Annotated in this window: 21 protein-coding genes; 9 read left to right on the forward strand and 12 right to left on the reverse strand. The window is 43.5% G+C overall.

Annotated elements, in window-relative coordinates:
* Positions 1–40: 40 nt before the first annotated feature.
* The 10 genes from KDU71_RS14885 to purH form a co-directional block, all read right to left on the reverse strand.
* Entirely contained in the window at positions 41–616 is a 576-nt protein-coding gene (locus KDU71_RS14885; protein WP_212191887.1) for a pentapeptide repeat-containing protein, read from the reverse strand.
* Between the two features lie 3 nt (positions 617–619).
* Positions 620–1,903 carry a type II restriction enzyme gene (locus tag KDU71_RS14890; protein ID WP_212191888.1) on the reverse strand — a complete coding sequence of 428 codons (1,284 nt, stop codon included), beginning with the start codon at positions 1,901–1,903 and terminating at the stop codon, positions 620–622.
* Entirely contained in the window at positions 1,896–2,729 is an 834-nt protein-coding gene (locus KDU71_RS14895) for a DNA adenine methylase (RefSeq protein ID WP_212191889.1), read from the reverse strand. Before KDU71_RS14895 ends, KDU71_RS14890 begins: the two co-directional genes overlap by 8 nt.
* Before the next feature lie 131 nt (positions 2,730–2,860).
* Positions 2,861–4,165, reverse strand: coding sequence for a KamA family radical SAM protein (locus KDU71_RS14900; protein WP_212191890.1), 1,305 nt, complete (start codon positions 4,163–4,165; stop codon positions 2,861–2,863).
* Positions 4,166–4,455: 290 nt separating this feature from the next.
* Positions 4,456–5,877 (reverse strand): rod shape-determining protein RodA, encoded by a 1,422-nt coding sequence (rodA, locus tag KDU71_RS14905; RefSeq protein WP_212191891.1) that lies wholly within the window; start codon positions 5,875–5,877, stop codon positions 4,456–4,458.
* Positions 5,855–7,711, reverse strand: a complete 1,857-nt coding sequence (mrdA, locus tag KDU71_RS14910) for a penicillin-binding protein 2 (RefSeq protein WP_212191892.1) — start codon at positions 7,709–7,711, stop codon at positions 5,855–5,857. Before mrdA ends, rodA begins: the two co-directional genes overlap by 23 nt.
* A 3-nt stretch (positions 7,712–7,714) precedes the next feature.
* Positions 7,715–8,233 (reverse strand): rod shape-determining protein MreD, encoded by a 519-nt coding sequence (gene mreD / locus KDU71_RS14915; RefSeq protein WP_212191893.1) that lies wholly within the window; start codon positions 8,231–8,233, stop codon positions 7,715–7,717.
* The gene (gene mreC / locus KDU71_RS14920) at positions 8,226–9,056 is read right to left on the reverse strand and encodes a rod shape-determining protein MreC (RefSeq protein WP_212191894.1); all 831 of its coding nucleotides are present in this window, start codon (positions 9,054–9,056) and stop codon (positions 8,226–8,228) included. The genes mreD and mreC overlap by 8 nt, the downstream gene beginning before the upstream one ends.
* Before the next feature lie 84 nt (positions 9,057–9,140).
* Entirely contained in the window at positions 9,141–10,166 is a 1,026-nt protein-coding gene (locus KDU71_RS14925; RefSeq protein ID WP_212191895.1) for a rod shape-determining protein, read from the reverse strand.
* Between the two features lie 12 nt (positions 10,167–10,178).
* Positions 10,179–11,768 (reverse strand): bifunctional phosphoribosylaminoimidazolecarboxamide formyltransferase/IMP cyclohydrolase, encoded by a 1,590-nt coding sequence (gene purH, locus KDU71_RS14930; protein ID WP_212191896.1) that lies wholly within the window; start codon positions 11,766–11,768, stop codon positions 10,179–10,181.
* A 259-nt stretch (positions 11,769–12,027) separates the two neighbouring features.
* Here purH and KDU71_RS14935 point away from each other — a divergent pair, with 259 nt between their 5' ends.
* The 3 genes from KDU71_RS14935 (at position 12,028) to KDU71_RS14945 (ending at position 13,972) form a co-directional block, all read left to right on the forward strand.
* On the forward strand, positions 12,028–12,660 hold the full coding sequence (locus KDU71_RS14935; RefSeq protein WP_212191897.1) for an SRPBCC family protein: 633 nt from the start codon (positions 12,028–12,030) through the stop codon (positions 12,658–12,660).
* Between the two features lie 232 nt (positions 12,661–12,892).
* Complete coding sequence (locus KDU71_RS14940) at positions 12,893–13,546, forward strand: hypothetical protein (RefSeq protein WP_212191898.1); 654 nt, start codon at positions 12,893–12,895, stop codon at positions 13,544–13,546.
* A gap of 252 nt (positions 13,547–13,798) precedes the next feature.
* The gene (locus KDU71_RS14945; RefSeq protein ID WP_212191899.1) at positions 13,799–13,972 is read left to right on the forward strand and encodes a hypothetical protein; all 174 of its coding nucleotides are present in this window, start codon (positions 13,799–13,801) and stop codon (positions 13,970–13,972) included.
* Between the two features lie 646 nt (positions 13,973–14,618).
* Here KDU71_RS14945 and KDU71_RS14950 read toward each other — a convergent pair.
* A complete protein-coding gene (locus tag KDU71_RS14950; protein WP_212191900.1) occupies positions 14,619–16,151 on the reverse strand; it encodes a glycosyltransferase family 39 protein in 1,533 nt (510 codons plus the stop codon).
* Positions 16,152–16,764: 613 nt separating this feature from the next.
* On the opposite strand from KDU71_RS14950, the gene KDU71_RS14955 reads away from it, so the two are divergent.
* The 6 genes from KDU71_RS14955 (at position 16,765) to KDU71_RS14980 (ending at position 22,437) form a co-directional block, all read left to right on the forward strand.
* Entirely contained in the window at positions 16,765–18,021 is a 1,257-nt protein-coding gene (locus tag KDU71_RS14955; RefSeq protein WP_212191901.1) for an ABC transporter permease, read from the forward strand.
* Between the two features lie 246 nt (positions 18,022–18,267).
* Positions 18,268–18,978, forward strand: coding sequence for a dipeptidase PepE (pepE, locus tag KDU71_RS14960; protein WP_212191902.1), 711 nt, complete (start codon positions 18,268–18,270; stop codon positions 18,976–18,978).
* A gap of 117 nt (positions 18,979–19,095) precedes the next feature.
* A complete protein-coding gene (locus KDU71_RS14965) occupies positions 19,096–20,649 on the forward strand; it encodes a SulP family inorganic anion transporter (RefSeq protein WP_212191903.1) in 1,554 nt (517 codons plus the stop codon).
* 25 nt (positions 20,650–20,674) lie between these two features.
* Entirely contained in the window at positions 20,675–21,283 is a 609-nt protein-coding gene (locus KDU71_RS14970; protein WP_212191904.1) for a carbonic anhydrase, read from the forward strand.
* A 164-nt stretch (positions 21,284–21,447) separates the two neighbouring features.
* Positions 21,448–21,864 carry a DUF1801 domain-containing protein gene (locus tag KDU71_RS14975; protein WP_212191905.1) on the forward strand — a complete coding sequence of 139 codons (417 nt, stop codon included), beginning with the start codon at positions 21,448–21,450 and terminating at the stop codon, positions 21,862–21,864.
* Between the two features lie 27 nt (positions 21,865–21,891).
* Positions 21,892–22,437, forward strand: a complete 546-nt coding sequence (locus KDU71_RS14980) for a GNAT family N-acetyltransferase (RefSeq protein WP_212191906.1) — start codon at positions 21,892–21,894, stop codon at positions 22,435–22,437.
* 215 nt (positions 22,438–22,652) lie between these two features.
* Here the strand turns inward: KDU71_RS14980 and KDU71_RS14985 are convergent, their stop codons facing one another.
* Positions 22,653–23,864, reverse strand: coding sequence for a dicarboxylate/amino acid:cation symporter (locus KDU71_RS14985; RefSeq protein ID WP_212191907.1), 1,212 nt, complete (start codon positions 23,862–23,864; stop codon positions 22,653–22,655).
* Between the last annotated feature and the right edge of the window lie 281 nt (positions 23,865–24,145).

Raw genomic sequence — 24,145 nt, forward strand, 5'->3', positions numbered from 1 at the left:
GAAAAAAGCATCTCAGTAATTGCTGTCGGGTATCAGGTTTTTAGGGTTTAACGATTATCTGGTACTTACGCAATAAACCAATGAGTTGATCCGCTGAAAAGCTGGCTTTGGTGATGGTATTCACTTCCGGATCGATGGTGAAATGATAAGAATCTGACAGATCAACTTTGGTGAGGTTGGTACGGTCGAAGAGTGCATTGCTGAAATCACATTGCTCAAACCTGGCTTTCTGCAAGTCTGCCTCTGCAAAATCTACTTCGTGCAGCTGGCAGTTGATGAAACTGCAGCCCTTTAGCTTACGTCTGTAAAACGAGGCCAGACGAAGCTGACAGCTATTGAAAGAGGCCGTGAAAAACAGTTCGTTACTTTCATTAAACTGCAGCCCAAGCAGCTTACAGCTTTTAAACTGCACATCCCTAAATACCGTATGCCTGATATTGGCATTGCTGAGGTCGCAGTTAATAAACTGGCAGTCGATAAAGCTAAATTCACGCAGATCGACTTCGGTAAAGATACAGTTGGTAAACAGACAGTTCTCATATTCACCTTTATCTAACTCTTGCTGAGTATAGTCAATGGAGCTAAAATCGTTGTCCTCAAAATAGGGTTTAATCATAGCTTAGCTTTTAATCTGTTCAAGCATCCAATTTACCCATTGGGCAATGGTGGAGGCTCTGCGATAGTAGGTCGCTTCCGAGTTGATATTATAGAGTTGTGACGATTGCATGATGCTGACAATTTCATCCTTACCAGGCATTTCATGCTGAAGCAGGTATGCTTTGAACACTTCTTTAAATACAGTATGCGATAAAATCAGTTCAATAAACTGACGGGTTCGCCGGACGATGGGTGCTTCAAAGAGCTTTTCACCTGTTGCTGTTAAGAAAAACTCAACATCTCCGTTGATTTTCTGCTTACCAATTACGTCCAGGTACCTTCCGGCATCGGTGTAATAATTGGTCTGTCGTGCATCAAAAGCGTAATTGTCTGTTATAAAAGTTCGCTTGAGTGAGCCATGGATATGCAGAAGTTCACACAGGTTGATAAGTCGCTCAAAGGAATTAGCCTGTGGGAATGGAACAGAAGGCTCTATCACGCACGGGTTATTTCTGATTATATTCCTGATGCTTTCAATGTCGATAGCCTCACCCGTAAAGGCATATCTTTTCTCTTTTACCTGTCGAATGGAATTATAGTCATCTGCCTTATCAAAGGTGTATTCGCGCAGGTGAAAGATGCCATTAGTATAGGTCAAAAAGATGGGGTGAATAGGCTTTCGTGATTGGCCCGACCAAAGGCGAAATGGGTAATATAGCTGACGAACCAGGAAATCATCAGACAGTACGTTTTTGGCTTCGATGAGGTAAATGGCATCTTTACCTTCGTAGCCGGCATCAATTTCAAGCTGTGCATTATTAACAGTCATGCTAATGCTGCCCGATGTTGTTGATATGTTAAAGTTAAACACTGATGAGCCCATACGACCATTGATAGTGGGGTAGAGCTGTGTTTCGCCGGTAAAATCAGACAGTATGCCGGCAATAAATGCACAATTGATAGCAGTTGATTCACTTGTGATGTTGTTGTAGTCGATGCTTTCTATATGGTGCGGAAAGGCTACGTTGACAATGGGCGGATGATGGCCTTTGAACTGATGAAATATTGTGAAATCGGAGATGATATATGTACCGCGAGAGTTGGGCAGGATACCCAGTTGGTGCTTTTTAAAAATTTCCGGCAGTTGTGATGAGTAGTCAAATTTGGTCATTAACCGGGCTTCACGATAACGGTTAATAACTGATGAACTTATCTCAAAATAACCCGCTTGCTTAATATGCTGAACAATATCCAGTTCATGAAAAAGGCTGTTCCAGGCCTGGTCGTTTTTTGAGAGACTACTCATAGTTGCGTATCAGTACTTCATCTATGGCACCACGCTTTAAGGCATTGGAGTTAATGGCCCGTGTTGCCTTAACAATTTGTATATCATAGTCTTTGTAGAGCTCATGAATGACAGGTGTTGATGAGTTGGATAGCAGAAATTTAACACCTCTGTTATGCAGTTGGTGACACACGTTACGCAGGCGTTCCTGTTCGGCCAGGTCAAAACCACCTTTTACATAGCCAGTAAAGTTAGCACTTTGTGATACCGGTACATACGGCGGATCAAAATACACGAAATCATCCTTCTGTGCCGATTCAACCGCCTTCTCAAAATCGCCGTTTAATATGGTAATATCATTGGCGTTTAGAAACTCACTCACTGCTCTTATGGTCACATCATTAACAATGTTGGGATTCTTATACCGGCCAAAGGGTGCATTAAATTCTCCGGCACTATTAACACGGTATAGCCCATTGTAGCAGGTCTTGTTAAGGTAGATGATGCGCGATGCTTTTTTGATATCTGAGAGTCTGGCAAAAGACACCTGACGATCCAGCGCTCTCACTTCGTAAAAGTAGTCCGACTCGTTTTTATGCCTTTTCAGGTCTTTGATTAATGCTTCGGGATGGTTTTTAATCACCTTGTAAACATTAATCAACTCCGGATTAAAATCATTGATAACAGCTTTGCCAGGCTGAATGTTAAACAGCACAGCACCGCCACCCACAAAGGCTTCGTAATAGCAGTTGTAGTGCCGGGGCAGAAGTTGATTAATAGCCGGTATCAGCTGGCGTTTGCCACCAACCCATTTCAAAAAAGGTGCTATTAAACTGTTCTTCTCCATCTGCTATTCTTATTTCTGATGCAAAGTAACAAAAAATGACTTTCTATTCTTGTTCTGTTGGTAACTAATAAGGACGAAAAAAGCAGAACCTCTTATGAAGTTCTGCTTGTCTTTTATTTTGAAAGATATGTCTATTTTAAGAACATATCTGAAAACTCCTGCTCAAAGAAAAACTCTTCTGCACCAAAAGCTGGCTGTAAATCATCCATCCACTTGGCTTTAGGATCGTACTTAGCAAAGAATGGGCGTGCTACCCAGTTGCTGTCGCGTCCCTGGATAAACTCAAGTGTGTAAACTTTTTCACCTTTTATTTCTGATACGCCTACAATGCGAACTTTTCCCGGAGTACATGACATGCTAGGTCCGCGCACGGTTCGGCAAATGCCACTTACTTTCTGGTAGGCTTGCTGAAAGATTTTCCAGGCATCGGCTAATGATACACCAAAGTACTTCTGAGCGCCTGTATCACGTGCAATAAACATGTAATAAGGAATCAGGCCCAGACTCACCTGCATTTGCCACATGGTGGACCAAATCTCAGGTTTGGCATTGATATTATTTAATAACGGCGATTGTGTACGTATTTGTGCACCGGTAGCGCGTATCTTTTTAATGGCGGCCTGCACTGCTTCAGTTTCTAACTCGCGGTAGTGGTTAAAGTGTGCCATAAAGGCTAAAGACATGCCTGCGTCAGTTACTTTCTTAAAAGCATTCAGTACTTCATCGGCATCGCTGTCAGTCAGGTAGCGGTATGGCCAGAAACCTAATGTTTTTGAACCGATACGGATATTTTTTAGGTGAGGAATATTGGCCTCCACCAAGGCACTTAAATAAGCATCCAGCATTTGACCCTTCATCACCATTGGATCACCCCCTGTTATTAACAAATCAGTAATCTCAGGATGCTGTCTCAGGTATTCAATAACGTAATCAATCTCCTTCATGGCGAATTTCATCTCGTCCATGTTGGTAAATTGAGGCCAGCGGAAACAGAAAGTACAATAGGCGTGGCAGGTTTGTCCCTGGGCAGGGAAAAACAGCATGGTTTCATCATATTTATGCTGAACACCTGTCAGTTTAACACCATTGAGTTCCGGCACATTGTATTCCATTTGTCCGGCAGGATGGGGATTCAGTTTTTCACGAATTTTGTTAGCTTCTGTTTTTATGGTTGCTTTATCGGCACCACTCTTCAGCACTTTTGCCATGTGATTGAAGTCTTCCTCTTCAAGCATGCCTTTCTGAGGGAAGTTCAAAATGAATATTGGGTCTTCTTTATAATTATCCCAATCTATTAATTCATTAACAACATAGCTGTTAGTTTTAAAGGGTAAAACAGTTCCTACCACTTCAATGCTAAAGATGTCCTCCTCCGAAAGTCTTTCGATTTGTGGAATTTGTCGATAATTGTGCAGCGCATAAATTTGATACTTCATAGGCATTCTCCATTTTTATTGATTCGGCAAATTATGTGCGGAATCATTTGTTAAAATTCCGAAACCGGGCATTTTTGAACGTTGCTAACCTTCATTCCCACAGCAACATGACCGAAAGTCTCGGGGGGTTAAATCATTACAAATGATGTGCGGCAAAAGTACAACAATTATAATTTACAACAAAATCATTGAACTATCAATTGATAATTCAATAAAGATATAGATAATCAAGTAGATAGATGACTTTAACTTCTTTATTGAGCAAAAGTGCTTACGATGATTAAGTATTTTTAACGTATTAGTTCGTTGCGGTTGGTATCAAGTTTCAGGAATACAAACAGTAAGAGGGTAAATCCCCACAGAGAGGAGCCACCATAGCTAAAAAATGGCAGTGGGATACCTATTACAGGAGCCAGTCCAATGGTCATACCAATGTTAATGGCAAAGTGAAAGAAGAAGATGGCGGCCACACCATAGCCATATACCCGGCTGAAGGTGGAGTGTTGTTTATCAGATAGATACAGTAGTCGGAGCAGCAGAGCAAGGAACAGCAGAACAACGGCTGTAGAGCCCATAAATCCCCATTCTTCACCCACGGTACAGTAGATAAAGTCGGTGGATTGCTCGGGGACGAAATTGAATTTAGTCTGCGTGCCCTGCAGGTAACCTTTTCCGGTTAAACCACCTGAGCCAATAGCAATTTTCGACTGATTAACATTGTAACCTGCTCCCAGAGGATCTTCCTCAATACCCAGTAACACATTGATACGTGTTCGTTGGTAATGCGATAGTACATCCTCGAAGAAGTAATCGGCAGAAAGTGCCAGTATTATTGCACTCCAAAGGATTAACAGATAGGTGGGAACAAATTTATGGATACGTTTTGAGATGGAGATGGACAAAAGGTAGATACTCACAAACAGAATGGCTGGAATCAGTACATATTCCAAATCAATAGTTGAGTTGGTATATTCATATACCGCATAGCTTGCTCCCAGTATGGCACCACCTATCAGCACGGCTTTAAACAGGTCTTTTCTAACGCCTTTAAAATAAAGAATACCAATAATACTCAAGGCAATTAAGCCTAGTATGGTGGAGTTAGGTATGAGCAGGGTTAAAGTGGTTACAATACCGGCTATTAGTCCAAAAGTAAGGATATAACCCGTTAAGCCTTCACGATAGAAAACTATAATAAACACAAAATACACCAGGGCCGAACCGGTATCATTCTGTAAGAGAATAAGCAGCATTGGAAACAGTACCACCGCACTGGCTTTTACCAGATCGGTAAACTTCTTGAACGAGAAACCATAACGGCTCAGGGCCCTTGCAACCGCCAGGTTGGTGGCTACCTTCGATAGCTCGGCCGGCTGAAAGCGTATAGGACCAATCTCAAACCACGATTTGGCACCGTTAATTTCTTTCCCAAACAGCAGCACTACCACCAGCAACAATATGGTAAAGCCGTAAAATATATAGGCAAATTCTACGTAAAATTTGCTGTCAGTTATAAGTATCATGCCCACAAAAAGCAGCGAAAATCCAATCCATACCAACTGTTTAAAGTATTCTTTGCTGGTATCGAAAAATACAGGATTCTCAGGATTAAAATTGGCGGCATAAATATTTAACCAGCCAAAAATGACCAGCAGGCTGTATAGCCCCACTGTTATCCAGTCAATACTTTTATTGTAGCTTCTGTTCGGCATTGATTAAATCTCCTTCTAGCATGCGTTTTTCAATCCATTGACGATAAGGTGTCGAAATGCTGTCAGTTAAGTATTTTTCCACCATAAGGCTGGCAATAGGTGCACCCCAGCGGGCACCAAAACCACCGTTTTCAACATACACAGCAATGGCAATTTTAGGATTGTCCTTTGGCGCAAAAGCCATAAAGATGGAGTGATCGTCTCCATGTGGGTTTTGTGCTGTACCTGTTTTGCCACATATACTAATGCCCGGAACCTGGGCAATACGTGCCGTGCTGCCGGCACCTCCCCAAACAGCCATTTCCATACCGTTAACGATGGGTGCGAAATGCTGAATGTCTATACCTGTTTCGTGTTTCTCCGTAAAGCGGTCGTCTATTTCACCGTCTTCGATATCTTTGATAATGTGTGGGGTCAGAAAATGTCCCCGGTTGGCTATCATGGCACCCATATTGGCCATCTGCAATGGCGTAGTCAGCAGTTCCCCCTGTCCGATGGATAGCGAAATAACGGTGAGCGAACTCCAGCTTTTCTTATAGACCTTGTCAAAGTAATCAGCGTTGGGCACAAAGCCGCGCACTTCATTCTTAAAATCAGAACCCAGTCGGTAACCAAAACCAAGTTTCACCAGGTAATCTTTCCATACATTGAAGGACTCCTGTATATTCTCGTACTTAGGATTATCCAGTATATTTCTTAATTCGTAGCAGTAATAGGCATTACACGAACATTGAATCGATTGAGCAAGGTTCAATGGCGAGTCGTGCAGGTGACAACCCACTGATAAGCCACGGGCAAAATAGCCCATAAAGCACTCATGGGTGGTGTAGGGCTTAAGCGTACCTTCCTGCAGACCAATCAATGCGTTGATGGTTTTAAAGGTTGAACCCGGCGGATAAGCCGATTGAATAGCTCTGTTGAGCAGCGGTTTTAATGAGTCGGTAAGCAGCACTGGGAAGTTTTTGGAACGATCGCGGCCAATCAGCAGCGATGGATCGTAGTTGGGAGCCGACACCAGGGCAAGTATTTCACCACTTGAAGGCTCTACCGCCACAATACTGCCTATTTTGTTTTGCATCAGCAGTTCACCGTATTGCTGCAGCTCTATGTCCAGCGACAGAGTGATGTTTTTACCGGCAATGGCAGCTGTATCGTGTTCTCCGCCTCTGAATGCGCCTTTCTCGCGGCCATGCACATCCACCAGCATGTATTTAACCCCTTTTTTACCTCGTAATTCCTGCTCGTAGGTTTGCTCAATGCCGCTAATGCCCACGTAGTCGCCCTGTGAGTAATAGGCGTCTTTTTTGAGCTGTCCTTCGCTGATCTCACCAACATACCCCAATACATGGGCAGCCGACGGATATTCATACTTGCGCAGGGTACGTCCCTGAACAAAGAAGCCCTTAAATTTATAAAGCTTCTCCTGAAATTCGCCGTATTGCTCGGCCGATAGCTGTTTCAGAAAGACCGAAGGTTTATAGGTAGAGATTTTGCGTGAGCGGATATCCTTACGCATCTGCACAAATCGTTCACGTAACTGCTCAATGCTTAGGTCAAGCGACTCACAAAAATCAATGGAGTCGAAGGGTACAATATCCCGGGGTACCACCATTACGTCGTATACCGCCTGGTTGGATACCAGCAATTTACCGTTGCGGTCATACACCAAACCCCTTGATGGGTATTGAGTTACCTGACGACGGGTATTACTTACGGCCGAGAATTTGTAGGTCGGATCATGTACCTGCAGGATGAAGAGCTTAACAGTAAATATCAGCCCTAATCCAATCATGATAGCCGCTATCAGTAATGTCCTGTTATTAATTCCTCCCACAGTTTACCTCCCTTGTTTTTTACCCTGACTAAATAGCTGAGCCACAATAATCAGTAACAGCGTAAAAACAGTGCTGCTAAGTGCTCTTAATAGTGTTGAAAAGAAGTGTGTGAGTGAAAATACCTCAATGAAAAATAGGAATAGGTGATGCCCCAGCACCAATATGGCAGCATACCTAAAGAACCATCCGAGGCCATAGTAGGCCATTGTAGGAATAGTGCCCGGCTGGTACTCTTCGCGGGGTGCAAACAGGCGTAAGACATATGGCCTCAGGAAGCTGACAAACACGGTTGCCGAGGCATGCATACCAGGAGTATTACTAAACAGGTCAACCACCATGCCCGAAGTAAAACCCAATAGCAGCAGCAGCCAGCCCGGTGTTTCAAAAGGCAGGGTGATGATAAACAGTACGTACAGATAGGGATTTACGTATCCGCTAAGCTGGATATTGTTGAGTACTAACACCTGTATAAGGGTGAAGAACACAAAATTGAACAGGTATCGTGGCAGGTAACTAATCATCTTCGGTCTCCTTTTCTAACTTAATTTGTTCGTCCACTGAGCTGTGTCCAATAATTTCAACAAACGACAGGTTTTTAAAATCAACAGACAGCTTCACCTTGATACGGTAAAAACTGGCTCCCTTTTCCAGTTCCACATTTTCTACATTACCCAGCAATATGCCTTCGGGGAAGATGGAGGAGTAGCCACTGGTAACCACCAAATCGCCCACATTCACTTCGGCATGACGCGGAATATCGAGCAGATACACGTACTGATACGAGCTGCCATCCCATTCAACCGAACCAAAGAAACCTGACTCCTTTAGTTTAGCCGATATTTTGAGGCGGGTGTTGATAATTGAGATGACCGTTGAGTAATTATCCGATACATTTTTGACAATGCCCACGGCTCCTTTATTGGAGATGACACCCATCTCGGGTTCAATGCCGTTGAGGCGCCCTTTGTTGAGGGTGAGGTAATTAAAACGTTTATTAGTTGAATTGTTAATCACACGGGCCGAACGGTAGATGTATTCCTGCATGCTCAGGCTGTCATACACCAGGGTAAAATAGTCTTTTGATGCACGAAACGATTCAGGCAGGCGACTGCGCAGATAGGCATTTTCGCGGGCTAAGTCTTCGTTAATTTCACGCAGCATCAGGTATTCGGCACCGGCGTTATAGCTTTTAAATATGCCACCTGTAAGGGCATTGGAGGAAGAAAGGAACGTTGAACGTTGGTAGGCATTGTAATTAAATACCAGCAGCAGACATACTAATTCAATGATGAGAAAGAGAATGGCAAAATGGTATTTGATAATAAAACGTATAAAGTCCCTCATGTAAATTATAGTTGTTAGTAAAAAAGTCAGTAGTCAGTAGCATTGGATGAACTACTGACTACTGTCTGATATCTACTGACTATTTTATCTAATCAAATATGGCAATATTCTGTGGCGGTTCTTAAGCGCAATACCGGTACCGCGTGCCACTGCATGCAATGGATCTTCTGCAATGTGGAACGGGATGTTGATTTTATCCGATAAACGCTTGTCTAAGCCGCGTAACAGTGCACCACCACCAGCTAAGAAAATACCGTTTTTAACGATGTCGCTGTATAATTCAGGAGGCGTTTGCTCCAGTGCCGACAATACCGCTGTTTCAATCTTAGAGATAGATTTCTCCAGACAGTGTGAGATTTCCTGGTACGAAACAGGTACCTCAATTGGTAAAGCCGTCATCTGGTTTGGTCCTTGTACAATGAAATCCTGTGGAGGCTCATCCAGCTCTGGTAAAGCCGAACCCACCTGAATCTTGATCTCTTCAGCTGTACGCTCACCCACCTTGATGTTGTGCTGGCGACGCATGTATTCCATGATGTCAGCCGTTAAGTCATCACCGGCAATGCGAATGGACTTATTTGTTACGATACCGCCCAGCGAGATAACCGCAATCTCGGTAGTACCACCACCTATATCCACCACCATGTTACCTTCCGGCGCTTCCACATCCAGTCCGATACCCAGGGCAGCTGCCATAGGTTCGTATATCATGTGTACCTCACGGCCACCGGCATGCTCCGATGAGTCGCGCACCGCACGAATCTCCACTTCGGTACTGCCCGATGGAATACATACCACCATAGACAGGGAAGGGGCAAAGAGGCGGGGCTTCTGATTAATCATTTTAATCATGCCACGTATCATTTGCTCGGCCGCGTTAAAGTCGGCAATTACACCATCGCGCAAAGGGCGGATGGTATAAATATTATCGTGGGTTTTACCGTGCATCTGGCGGGCCTTTTCACCAATGGCTTCCAGCTTGTCGGTCTTGCGGTTCAGCGCTACGATGGATGGTTCGTCAACAACAATCTTATCATTGTGAATAATGATGGTGTTGGCTGTACCAAGGTCGATGGCTATTTCTTGCGATAAGAACGAAAATAGTCCCATTCAACTGTATTTTTAGTGTTTAAAATGACGTTTTCCTGTAAATAACATAGCCATACCAAACTCGTTGCAGGCTTCAATAACTTCCTCGTCACGGATACTTCCGCCTGGCTCCACAATATACTTAACACCGTATTCGTTGGCAGCTTCAATGCTGTCGCGGAATGGGAAGAATGCATCTGAAATAACAACTGAGTTGGCAATGTCCACGCCCTCTTTCATATTGAAACGTGGCATGGTCAGCTGGCGCATACTGTCAAGGCGGTTAGGTTGTCCCATACCGGCACCTGTCAGCCAGAATGAGCCATCGGCCTGCTCTGTCACCACTGCAATGGCGTTACTCTTCAGGTGCTTACACGCTGTGATACCAAATTTTGCCAGTTCCATTTTGGTGGCATCAAACTGCTTATCAGTTACGTTTTTGAAATCCGTATCAACACCTTCGTCTTCATCCTGCACCAGGATAGCACCACTTACCGAGCGAATCAGTTTCTCGCCGGTCAGTTCATTCTTGATAGGTGTTTCCAATAGGCGCAGATTCTTTTTCTTGCCGAAAATCTCCAATGCCTCAGGCGTGTAGGCAGGAGCAATAATGATTTCTACAAATCGCTTGGCAAACCAATCGGCAATCTCGCCAGTTACTGTATCGGTAAAACAGATGATACCGCCAAAGGCAGAGATAGGGTCACCCGCCCAGGCCAGTTCCAGCGATTTCATAATGTCATTGGTGACAGCCAGACCGCATGGGTTAAGGTGTTTTACTACCGAAACGGCTTGTTTACCTTCGATGTGCCCTACCGAGTGGTAGGCATCACTGGCCGCTTTCCACGCTGCATCGGCATCCAGCATATTGTTGTACGAAAGGGCTTTGCCTTGCAATACATTGGCATTGGCCAATGAGGCGCCCTCTTTTACGTTGTTGTATTTGTAAATAGTGGCTTTCTGGTGTGGATTCTCACCGTAGCGCAATACATCGCCGTTGTTCAGGCTGATGCGCTCTATGTCTTCTTTGTCCTTGTTGAAGAAGTTGGAGATGGCCGAGTCGTAGTGTGACGATACGCCAAAAGCAGCAGCAGCAAATTTGAAACGGTCTTCTAAGGTTGATTCACCATTTTGCTCTTTTAAAATAGCCAATAAGTCGGCATACTGGTCTTTCGAAGGCACAATGATTACATCCTTGTAGTTTTTGGCAGCACCGCGAATCAGTGAAATACCACCGATGTCAATCTTCTCAATAATATCCTGCAACGGAGCACCCGATGCCACAGTGGCTTCAAACGGATATAAATCAACAATCACCAGGTCAATTTCAGGAATCTCGTATTGAGCTAACTGCTCCAAATCACCTTCGTTATCACGACGGGCCAGTATGCCGCCAAATACCTTTGGGTGTAATGTTTTTACACGGCCACCAAGTATAGAAGGGTAGCTGGTTAAGTCCTCAACGCGCTCGCAAGGCACGTCTAAACTCTCAATAAAAGCCTGAGTACCACCGGTAGAATAGATGGTAACACCTTGCTGGTGAAGGGTTGTAATAATTTCATCCAAGCCGTCCTTATGAAAGACGGAAATCAATGCCGATTTAACCTTTTTTAAAGTATTCATTTATATCCGTTTAGTTCTTTCACGCAAAAATAAGAAAATATGCAATGCCAACAAGGTGCTTTTTCAGATTAATTAGAACGATTTTAGATTAGCTATGACAAGGCCTGAAACGTTCAGGATTCATTATGCTGACCAGTTTAAAATACGATAATATACTGAGCTTTTCCAGTTGTAGAAATTGAATGACGGCGCATTATTTCAGGTATGGCTTATTGAACTCATCCCTGCTAACTGGTGTTTTGCTTTAAAGTGAGTAAGCATGAAACATCGCCTTTGCAAGCTAATAACTACCTGTATGCTGCTGTTGATGGGGGTAGCCGCGGCACAGGCCACCGATTGGCAACTGAAAAAAGAGAAGGACGGCATAAGGGTGTTTACTAAACAGAAGGATGGCACTCAATTTTACATGTACAAGGTAGAGGCCCTGGTGAAGGCCAGGCCGGAGGAGGTGTACCGGCAGGTGGTTGATTTTGCCGGTAACCTGAAACACATGGAGCTGGTTGATTCCATCCGATTTTTAAATCATCAACCCGATGAGCGTTATACCAACTACATGCGTTTAAATTTGCCATGGCCGGTTAAAAACCGCGATATGGTAGTGGAGATGGGGGTGACCAAAAACGAAAAGGGCTATTACCTGGAGTCAACTGTTTTGCCGGACTATGTGCCTATAAATGAAGGCATCATTCGCATAGCGGATTTTTACGAAAGCTGGACCATTAAAACCGGCGCTACTCCCGGCGAAAGCCAGATTATGGTAACCGGCTGGGTGGACCCAGGTGGTGCCATACCGGCATGGGTGGTTAAGCTGACCAGTGTCAATACCCCTTACCGGTTTATTTCGGGCATACTTGGTGAGCTGGCACCTTCACTTTCGTTAAAAACCCAATAGCATCCACTTATCATAAGTAGCGCTTTCGGGCTTTTTTTCGCGCTGCTAGTACGCATAGCGTTAGTTAAATCGGGTAATTGAGAAAAAAAATGCCTTTAAGTTTTACGGATCGCATCTATATAGCAAAGCTGCCAATAGAGATGCGATGCTTTAACCTCACATATAAATATTCTTCGACAATTATTAAAACACAAAATTGTATATTCGTTGGTAAGTAATATCATCAAACTCTATGAAATATAAACTTAAACTACCGCAGCCATTAACTATTGAAGAATTAAAATACAAAGTTGAAAATGGTTATCGCTTTAAAGCTTTCCAATATTGTTTCTCACCCATATTTGCCACCTATTACCCTTTCTCGCCAGCGTTTCTTTTAAAGGATGGGGAAACAGGCAAACCTCAAATTAGAAAATACAATATGATTTCGGCCATCTTTGGTTGGTGGGGTGTTCCTTACGGGCCTTTGTATACCATTCGTTCCATGAGGTTTAATCTGAAAGGGGGGCTTGATGTAACGGATGATATTTTGAAAAACATTACAGAAGAGGACCTAAGTAATAACTGCGTGCATCTGATTGAAACAACTTTACTATATAAACAGCCAGCGAAGAGTGATATCAAAACCATGAACAAGCTGGTGCGCGATTATTCTTATGATTATAACCTAAAGGAATGTTATGCAGCCTGGGCTTTGGAATACAGCAATGTATTTTGTGTTGGGCTTAAAGCTGACACTAATTTTGACAAATATGCAGCAGCTTTTCAAGCTCATCTTCACAAGAAGTTCTACAAGCATATTCAGATTGATATTATTGATATGTCGGCAGAGGAGGAGGCTGTGGATTTGTTGCGTAAGCAAGGTACTCAGGTTATTGGCCGTTAAGAAACAGAATACGGATTGCAACTTTATGACAAAGCTGCCAATAGAGATGCGATCCCTATACTCGTTTTGGAATAGAAAATTAACCAGTTATACGTGTAAATTAGACCATTTAAATATTAAAATGCGCTGGTATGCCGATACATATTCATCGTATCTTTAGGAGTGAAACGAACTAAAGGAGCATTTTGAATAGTAATCGATATTATAGCTAATTTTCTTTTAGGAAGAAGCATTACTCCAGAATTATTTGAAGTGCTGCGTGAGCATGTGCGTGAAATGGCGGAGTCGCAAGCCGCCACACAAACCAAGAACGATGCCATCATCACCCTGAAAGACTGGATGGACGATTTTTACTCCATTGCCAAAGTAGCGCTCTACAACCAGCCCCAGTTGCTCGAAGCATTGGGTATATTTGTCAGAAGCTGATGACTTACAATAGCATATGCCAAACCTGTCAGGATTCCAAATCCCGACAGGTTTTTTTATAATCAATAACATCGGAGCGATATAGAATTGAGTATTGATGCGAATCAATAGTTGAACCCATTCCGGGGTTCTGTTTGTAAGTGGGATTAACAAGCTTTTTATTTCAATCTGAGTGTTAAAATTTAAATCGAACTCGGGTTATTAAAATTAAATCCCTTCTGGATAAAAAATGTCCATAGGACATTAACAATAATAGCCCCGTGCGAAGCGCGGGGTTATGAATATGGTGAGAATACAACCCTGATATGGGTTGAAGGTTTATATTAAGCAAGTTTTAACTATTGTTTCACATTATTCTTTATTGTTTCAGCAGGAACTCGGGTTTGGGCGAAGCGCCTATGAATAGCAATTTTTTTTGTAGCAAAACACCTCTCCTCAATCCTCTCCTTCAAGGAGAGAAAGCCACTACTAATAAAAGATATCTTCATGCATTAGAGATCGTTGTCTTTTTAAATAATGTCACCTTCTCCTTGAGGAGGATTTATTTCGCCAGAGCCGAATGGCTGGGATGAGGTGATGAAGTTATTAGTATAAAAGTGTCTCTCTTGATTTTCGGACATCCTCTTTTTTATTTTCTAAACCATCTTTACCATTGCCGGCTTAACTGTCGCTCTTCAACCTCTTGCTTAATAATCGCATTAATATTTACAGCGGTGCCCTGAAAAACACAGATGGATGTGCCAAACTCTCGTGCAAAAGGATTGGCAATGGAATCGGCCACATAAGCCACGTTGAAGTATTGCGCCGTCTCCGCAAACTCTTCTTTTACAGCCGATGCCGTAATCACACGTATCAATTGTGTGTAAGGCTGGTCGAGCTCAAACCAGTTCACATAATCGGCGTTAAAGGATGCTGCACGAATGCCCTCCCTGCCATAAAAGTTAACCGCGCCTGCCTGTCCGTAATTATCGCACAGCACAAGGGTGGAAGATGGATTGTCTAAACTCGCATACACACTGTCTAACTTTTGGGCCAGCTCGTGCCACCCCAGCATATCGGCAAAGTCTTGTGGCAGCTCATGATCTTTACCATCCTCCCAGCGTAACACACCCATTTCCTGGTAGCGGTTATGGTTGGCCACTATGTATTCAGGTGTTTTGTTGGGGTACAACACATCGTAGGTATAGGCAAAGTAAACAACCGGAGATGCTAATAACAGCACATACACCACCTGTCCCCATCGCTGACGCAGCCAGCTGGATACATATACAGCGCCAAGTGCAATGTAAATAGGGTATAAACCAATGGCATAATAATCTTTGGCCTTCAGCCAGGTATACAGGCTCAGCACAATAATCATGGTCCAGAATAGGGAGCGTAGTTTACTAAATGGCTGATAAAACCACAAAGCCCACAGGCCGGCCAGCATCACAAACAGGGAGCCCGTAAAAAACAAGGGTTGTGTGCTTAAAAAGGTAAAGCGCTTCACATTCACCAGCTGGGTAGCGGCCAGTTCATTCATGTGGTGTATTACCGGGAAGCCATTCTGATATTGCCAGATGAGATTGGGCATGACCAATACTAAAGCTAAACCGCCGGCCAGGTATAATTCCTTTCGTAAGAATAGGGTGCGCTGTCCGCTGAGTAATAAGGCGGGCAGCAGGCCAAGCATTAAAAATACCATGTTGTATTTATTCAGGAAGCCCAGGGCCAAAGCCACTGCCAAAGCATACAGGTACCTGGCTTGTTCATCCTTCAGGTATCTGATGAGGCAGTAAAACACCAGTGTCCAACTTAAAATGTCAAAGGAGTTGGGCTGGTACAATGTATTTAGTCGTAAGAGCACCGAAAACAATACGCCAAACCCTCCCAGTAGTTTGGCTCGCAGGTCGCCACCCAGGTAGCCGATGCTGCGCCAAACCACTACAAGCGTCAATGCCCCAAACAAAGCCGGAAAAAACTTGACCCAAAATACGCCATTGCCCAATAGCTTAATCACCCACGATAGCCAGGAGGTCAGTGGGGGTACCGAATGGTAGCCCCAGGCCAGATGGTTGGCCTGGTCGAGGTGAAGAAATTCATCGCGGTGCAGGTCGTAAGTAGCATCTATCAGTGCATACTGAAGGATAAATTTGGCCAGTACCAACAGGAGTAAAAGGAGGGTGTCTTTGCGTTTCATTGATAGGGGCTTGGAAATTTCTGCTTAAAGATAAGTAATGCGAATCAATAGTTGAACCCACTCCGGAGTTCTGTTTGTAATGTATTAATATACCATTGGTTGCACCCATGGTTAATAAAATTAAACCCGGATTTTCTAATGCATATTGCGGGTTAAATCCCCTCGGAATAAAAAAATGTCCGTAGGACATTAACAATAATAGCCCGGTGCGAAGCGCGGGGTTATGAATATGGTGAGAAAATAACCCTGATATGGGTTGCAGGTTTAATATTATGCAAGTTTTAACTATTGATTCACATAAGTATTTCATCAATAAGCCTGAGAGGATGAATTAGTTTGGATACGCCTCTTGTTAAAAGCTAATGGCTGATAGCTGATAGCGATTTGCCTCTCTGGTCATTACACACCCTGCGCTAACTGCGAACACAAAACAACTCTGCGCCTCAGCGTCTCTGTGTTTCGGCTTTGCACACCATGCACTAATCTCGGACTTCGGACTTTGGAGCTCCGGACTTTCGTGCACTATGCACTGCGCACCATGCACTAATTCCAGCCTCCGTCTTCGTGCTTCCGTCTTTTTATCTTATCTTGCCTAACCAAACACAGCTAACCCATGATACTGGTTTATAAATTTTTCAAAGAAAGCTTCCTGTTCGCCATCAATGCCTTGCGAACAAACGTACTGCGTACCATCCTGACGCTTTCGGGTGTTACCATTGGCATCTTTTCCATTATTTCGGTTTTTACGTTGATTGACTTTCTGGAGAAACAGGTGCGCGACAGCATCGAGTCGTTAGGCGACAATGTGGTGTATATTCAAAAATGGCCCTGGACACCTCCCGAAGGGGAATCGGAGTATCCGTGGTGGCGCTACATGAACCGGCAGGTACCATCCATTAACGATTATGAGCAGATAAAGCGTCGCTCGCAGATTGCCGAAGCCGTTTCTTATGTGATGTCGTCGCAAAAAATGCTGCAGTACGAAGACAATTCCTACGATAACGTGGCCGTTATGGGGGTATCCGATGATTTCGACGCCATCTGGTCCTTTGAAATAGGCAGGGGTCGCTACTTTTCGCCCTACGAAACCAACGGTGGCATGGCATCAGCCATTATTGGTGCCGAAATAGCCGCTGAGCTGTTCCAGGGAGCCGACCCCATTGGTAAGCGGGTGAAGATGATGGGGCGTAAGCTGCTGGTTATTGGTGTTATACAGCGCCAGGGTTCCGATATATTTGGCAATACCCTCGATAAAAACATTATTATACCGGTTAAGTTTGCCAGCACGCTGTTTAACCTGCGCAGCGAATCGGTGAATCCGATGATACTGGTGAAAGCTAAAGAGGGCTATACCTCGGACGATATGGTGGATGAGCTGACCGGCGTTATGCGTGCTATTCGTCGCATCAAGCCCAGCGCCGATAATGATTTTGCCCTCAATCGCATCAGCCTGGTGCAGAAAAACTTCGACAGCCTCTTTGATTTTATCGATTTGGCAGGCTGGTTCATTGGCGGTTTTTCCATTTTGGTAGGAGGATTCGGTATTGCCAACATCATGTTTGTTTCGGTAAAAGAGCGTACCCGTATCATTGGTATACAGAAAGCCCTGGGTGCCAAGCGTCGCTTTGTACTGCTGCAATTCCTCATTGAGAGTACTGTCTTGTCACTGCTGGGTGGTTTGGCCGGACTGCTGCTGGTCTTTGGCATTGCTATATCCATTAGTCTGATAACCGGCTCTGAAATGGCTCTTACCTTGCTTAATGTGCTCAAGGGTATCGGCATCTCCACCTTTATTGGTGTGGTATCGGGCTATATACCGGCCTGGAAAGCTTCGCGCATGGATCCGGTAGAGGCGATTAATGCTTTGTAAACTATTAAAAATGAAGGAATCTGTTTTTTGAATATTACCCTGTTATTGAAATATTATTACTTTGTTAAGGTTTAATTATTTCTAATAGATCTTCAGATGTTTAAGTTAAGTGGTTAATATTACGTCATTTGCGAATAAGCTACTGCCTAATGCCTAAAAATCTAACCAACTGCTAATAATAAACAAAATCCACCCCTTCTTTTTTAATCTATTATCAATAAGTCTAACATCTAATAGTCATATATTATGAACCTACTATTAATATCCAATTCAACCATGGCCGGTGAGGCCTATCTGGACTACCCCAAACATGACATTGCCGGTTTCTTAGGAGAGGAAAAAGTCAAGTGCTTATTTATTCCTTATGCAGGGGTAACGGTGTCGTTCGACGATTATGAGGCTAAAGTAAAAAGCCGTTTTAACGAGGTGGGGCACGATGTGGTTTCCATTCATCATTTTGATGACCCGGTGAAGGCTGTGGAAGAGGCCGATGCGATTGTGGTAGGTGGTGGAAGCACCTGGCAGTTGCTGCGTATGGTGCACGATAATCAACTAACTGAGCCTATTCGTAAGAAGGTACTGGGTGGTACAAAATACATTGGCTGGAGTGCCGGTTCTAATCTGGCCTGTCCAACCATCAAAACCACCAACGACATGCCCATTATCGATCCGCTGGGCTTTGATGCGTTGAATCTGATTCCTTTTCAGATTAATCCGCACTACCTCGATGCCAACCCCGAAGGGCACGGTGGCGAAACGCGCGAAGAGCGTATTATGGAGTTTTTAAAGGTGAATCAGCAAACAACCGTAGCCGGGTTACGCGAAGGATGTATGTTTGTTGTTAAAAATGGTGAAATAGGCTACAAAGGCGCATTGTCATTGCGTGTATTTCAGTATGGTAAAGTACCTTACGAGGTGGAGCCATCGGCTGATTTTAGCTTCTTAATGTCGTTATAAGACAATGTAGCATAGCAGAAATATCATTAAAAGTAGTAAACCTATCACAAAAAACAGAAAAACTTACATTCTGGCACAGGTTTTGCTTTCGTAGAGCCGAATTGAAAACAAGGAACTATGAAAGATTTTTTTAAAACGTACAGGAGTGATATCCCGGCCGGATTGGTAGTTTATTTGGTGGCCTTGCCGCTATGTTTGGGTATTGCTTTGGCTTCCGGGGCACCTCTTTTCTCAGGTGTCATCTCTGGTATTATTGGCGGTATTGTCATCGGGTTTTTATCTGATTCAAAGCTAAGTGTCAGTGGGCCGGCAGCCGGGCTCACCGTTATTGTATTTTCTGCCATTGCTACATTAGGCTCTTTTGAGGCCTTTCTGCTGGCGGTATTTATCTCAGGTGTCATTCAGCTGGTATTGGGTTATGTGCGAGCCGGTGTTATCGGGCACTTCTTTCCCACATCGGTAATTACGGGTATGTTGACGGCCATTGGCCTTGGGATTATTTTTAAGCAAATACCACATGCGTTTGGTTACGATATCCAGGGGATTGATGCAGCTGCCTTTGATGAGCGTTACGGTCATCATACTTTTTCAGAATTATATTATATGATTGCCGGCATCCTGCCAGGGGCTGTCATTATCAGTGTGCTATCAATGGGTATACTGTTTTTGTGGGATACCAAAGCCATCAAAAACAATCCCATAACTAAATTAGTGCCAGGTCCGCTGGTGGTTGTGGTTTTAGGAGTGGCCTTGAATGAATTGTTTAAAGCAACAGCGCCGGTGATGGCCTTGGGGTCAACACACCTGGTGTCTTTACCCGAAATGAGTGGTTTTAGTTCCTTGATTGATGAGTTGCGTTTTCCTGAGTTTGGTGCCATTACCAATCTCGAGGTATGGGTGGTGGCGTTTACTATTGCTATAGTAGGAAGTTTGGAGTCCTTACTCAGTCTTGATGCTTGTGATAAGTTGGATCCGGAGAAACGGATTTCATCACCCAACAAAGAGTTGAAAGCCCAGGGATGGGGCAATGTGTTGGCCGGTTTGGTTGGTGGTTTACCCATGACAGCCGTGATTGTGCGTAGCTCGGCCAATGTCAATGCAGGTGGTAAAGGCAAACTTTCAGCAGTGTTTCATGGTGCCTTACTACTGTTAAGTGTACTGTTTTTTGCACCCTACCTGAACTATATTCCATTGTCGGCACTGGCAGCGGTACTCATCCACGTTGGACTGAAGCTTAATAAAGTATCCATCTATAAGAGTGCAATTAAGCAGGGCGCTAATCAGTACATCCCGTTTTTTGCCACCATCATCGTTATTTTACTCACCGACTTACTCAAGGGTATCAGCTTTGGTATTGTGGTAGGTTTTATATTTGTTTTGCGTTCCAATTTCCGTTCGGGTATTACCTTGTCAAATGTGGGTAATAACTACATGGTACAAATATCGCGCAACCTGTATTTCTTTAACAAGGCACAGTTGCGCAGAATATTGCAGTATTTACCGGAAAACATCAACTTGTTGATTGATGGAACAGAGGTAGACTTTATCGACAACGATATATTGGCAACCATCAAAGATTTTTGCGAAACAGCTGAACAAAAAGGGATTAAAGTTACCTTTATGCAAAGCGAAACAGCTGTTCTTCCAATGTTCAGGAAAAAGGCGGCCTAATGTTTAAACACTAAAAAACAGAATTATGAAATCATACGATCAAATATTTTTAGCTAATCGGGCATGGGCGCAAACCATCAAAAATGTAGATGAAGACTATTTTAAAAACCTGTCGTTAGGCCAGGCGCCAAAGTATTTCTGGATTGGATGTGCCGATAGCCGCATGGCTGAGACCGTGATCACGCGCAGTCAGTTGGGGCAGTTCTTTGTGCATCGCAATGTGGCCAACCTGGTACATGAGGAGGATGCCAGTCTGATGGCAGCTCTTAGTTTTGCTGTAAATACCTTGGGAGTGAAACATATAGTTGTGGCTGGACACACTAATTGCGGCGGAATAAAGGCGGCTCTTGAAGGAACAGATGATAAGTACTTAGATAATTGGATCGGGGAAATTAGAGAAACGCTTAACGATAATATTGAGGAAATAGATGGTATAAAAGGGAATGAAAATAAAGCTAATCGTCTGGCTGAACTGAGTGTCATTAAACAGGTTGATAGACTAGCATCAATGGAAATCCTAAAAGATGCATGGGGCAGAGGTCAGCGATTGTTTGTGCATGGCTGGATATTTGATATAGCAACTGGAGAGCTGAACTCCATCAAAGAGATACATCCGGATGATATGATAAAATAGACACCTAATAAAACCATTTAAACCGGGGTTGTCATCTTTTCGATGGCAACCTTTTAAGTATATACAGGTCTTTAGATGAAACTCTGGTTTGGTGTCGTTTCAATTCTGCCGTATATTTCGTATTGAATGAATGAGTCTGACCATCACACGATAAATCTATAGATATGGCACAGAATAAAACACAACCAACATCGGCCGATGTGCATTCGTTCCTGAATCGCATTGAGCACCCACAAAAGCGTGAAGATACTTTCGCATTACTACATCTGATGCAGAAGCTGACGGGTGAACAGCCGGTTATGTGGGGCGATGCCATTATAGGTTTTGGCAAGTACAGGTATCGCTATGCCAGCGGTCGCTCGGGTGACTGGTTTACTGTTGGGTTTTCGCCCCGTAAGCAAAATCTTACCATTTACCTGATGTGTGGACTTGATGGCCTGCAGGGAACAATTGAAAAGCTGGGTAAATATAAAACTGGGAAAGGGTGTTTATATATTAATAAATTAAGCGATGTAGATAGGTCTGTGCTGGAGCAGGTGCTGACCATCGCCATTCAAACTTGCCGCAATAAACACGCTTAGTTGTTGAGGCACTAATGCAATATACTGATGAAATTAGTTTTTTGTCGCGTAACTAATAGCGATGATCCTTTATTCTCTGAAGCCTGGTCCTTATATGAACAGGCTTTTCCAATTATGGAGAGGCGCGAGCAGGAGCTGCAATGTCAACTGCTAGGTGAAGAGCGCTATCATTTCGATGTAGTTAAATCGGGTACTGAGATGGTGGGATTTATTATGTGGTGGCACTTTGATCGCCTGGTGTATATCGAACACCTGGCAACGCACCAACCTGTTCGGGGTAGAGGCATTGGCGAGCAAATTGTTAAAGCATTGTTGAATGAAACAGGTGCTAAGGTGGTGCTTGAGGTGGAGCCGCCAGTGAGTGATATGAATCGTCGGCGGATAGGATTCTATGAGCGGCTGGGTTTTCAGTTAAATCATTACCCATATCAGCAATTACCGTTGCGCAGAAATGGTAAATCGGTCGAACTGTTATTAATGTCATCCCCCGGCTCTATTACTGAAAGTGAATTGGCAGCATTCAAGGAACAGTTTCAAAAGTACTGCTATTCGCCTTTCTTAAGCTACCTGTAGATAGTTCTTATTCTTAATAGATAGAACGACGCGTTGATTAAGCTATATTAATAATCTTAATCAACGCGTCGTTTATATTTATATCCGTCAGATCTGTTTTTGGCCTTGGATATTATACATTTATATATGAAAATGCGCTGGTATAATGCCGATACATATTCAACGTGTCTTTAGAGTGAAACGAACTAAAGGCGCATTTTGCATAGTAATCGGTGTTATTTATTAAAACGGTCTACAATAATGGCGCAGGCTGCATCTCCTGTAATATTAAAGGCTGTGCGCAGCATATCAAAAACACGGTCCAATGCATATAGCAAAGGAAGACCGGCAATAGGGATATCGGCCGATACCAATACAGCTACCACCAGCAGCGAAGGGCCAGGTACGCCAGCCTGTCCGATAGAGCCAACGGTTGATGTAATAATAATAGCAATGTATTGGGCAATGCTCAGCTCAATACCAAACAGCTGTGCAAAGAATACCGCTACCAGGGCATAGTAAAGGGCACTACCCGTCATGTTAATAGTGGCACCCAGTGGCAATACAAATCCAGTGGTGGCCTTAGAAACTCCCAGCTCTTCCTCACAAACTTCCATATTGATTGGTAATGTGGCCATCGACGAACTGGTAGAAAGGGCTACAATCTGTGCTTTTGTCATTTTAGCGAAAAACTGGCGGATAGATGTTTTGGAGAATAATTTCAATGTAAGCGGATATAACCCAAGCAGTATAATAGCTCCGCCAATCAGGTTCACCCACATCAGGTCTAGTGCCATCTTTAGTAGATCAAAGCCAAAGGAACCAATGGACGATGCCATCAAGCCAAATACACCAACTGGGGCTGTCCACATAACCACTTTAATCATCCAGATGAGCGCCTCAATAAGGTAATTCATGCCGTTCATTAAAGGTTCTTTCTTTTGCTTTGGAAGGGTTGATATACCAATACCGAGGAATAGTCCGAAAAAGATTATCTGCAGAATATTGCCACTCACTAACGATTCTATTGGATTCTCAGGAATGATGGATTGCAGCGTTGTCCAGAAATCAGCGGTTTGATGCACAGGTGATTCTTCTGCCGGAAACATGGCCAGTACGGTTTCTTTGTCAAGCCCTTTGCCAGGCGAAAATATTTCACCAAGTAGCAGTCCAAGAGTTACGGACACAACAGTGGTAATTAAAAAGTAGCCGATGGTACTGATGCCAATCTTACCAGCCGACTTGGTGGCACCCAACGACGCTGCTCCTGATATAATTGAGATAGCCACCAATGGCACGACAAGCATCTTAATCAGGCCAATAAATACATCGCCCAATGGTGCAAACACTGTTGCTTCAGGACCCATAGCAATGCCGAGTGCAGTACCAAGTAGCATGGCAACAAGTATCTGAAACCCCAGATTTTTAATTAGTTTCTTAAAATTCATAATATGTACCTCTTAACAGTTTATTTTGCGACATGCTAAAATTGCAATTATTTACTTAGTAATGGGCCGTATTCCAACGGAATTATTCTTTATGCAGTTTTTCTGAAATTTTTTAACTGCTTATAAGCCTATATAGATGAATGAGTAAGCTGCTTAAATGGCAAAGGTCATGCCAGAAATGTGAACTTTCCATTTGGATAATAAAAAAATCCTGTGTTATTTTGCACCCGCTTTTGAGAACAACGGTTGTCATGAAAAGCAGGATTGATAGGGGCTACAGG

The organism is Carboxylicivirga sediminis, from assembly GCF_018156225.1.
Classification (GTDB): domain Bacteria; phylum Bacteroidota; class Bacteroidia; order Bacteroidales; family Marinilabiliaceae; genus Carboxylicivirga; species Carboxylicivirga sediminis.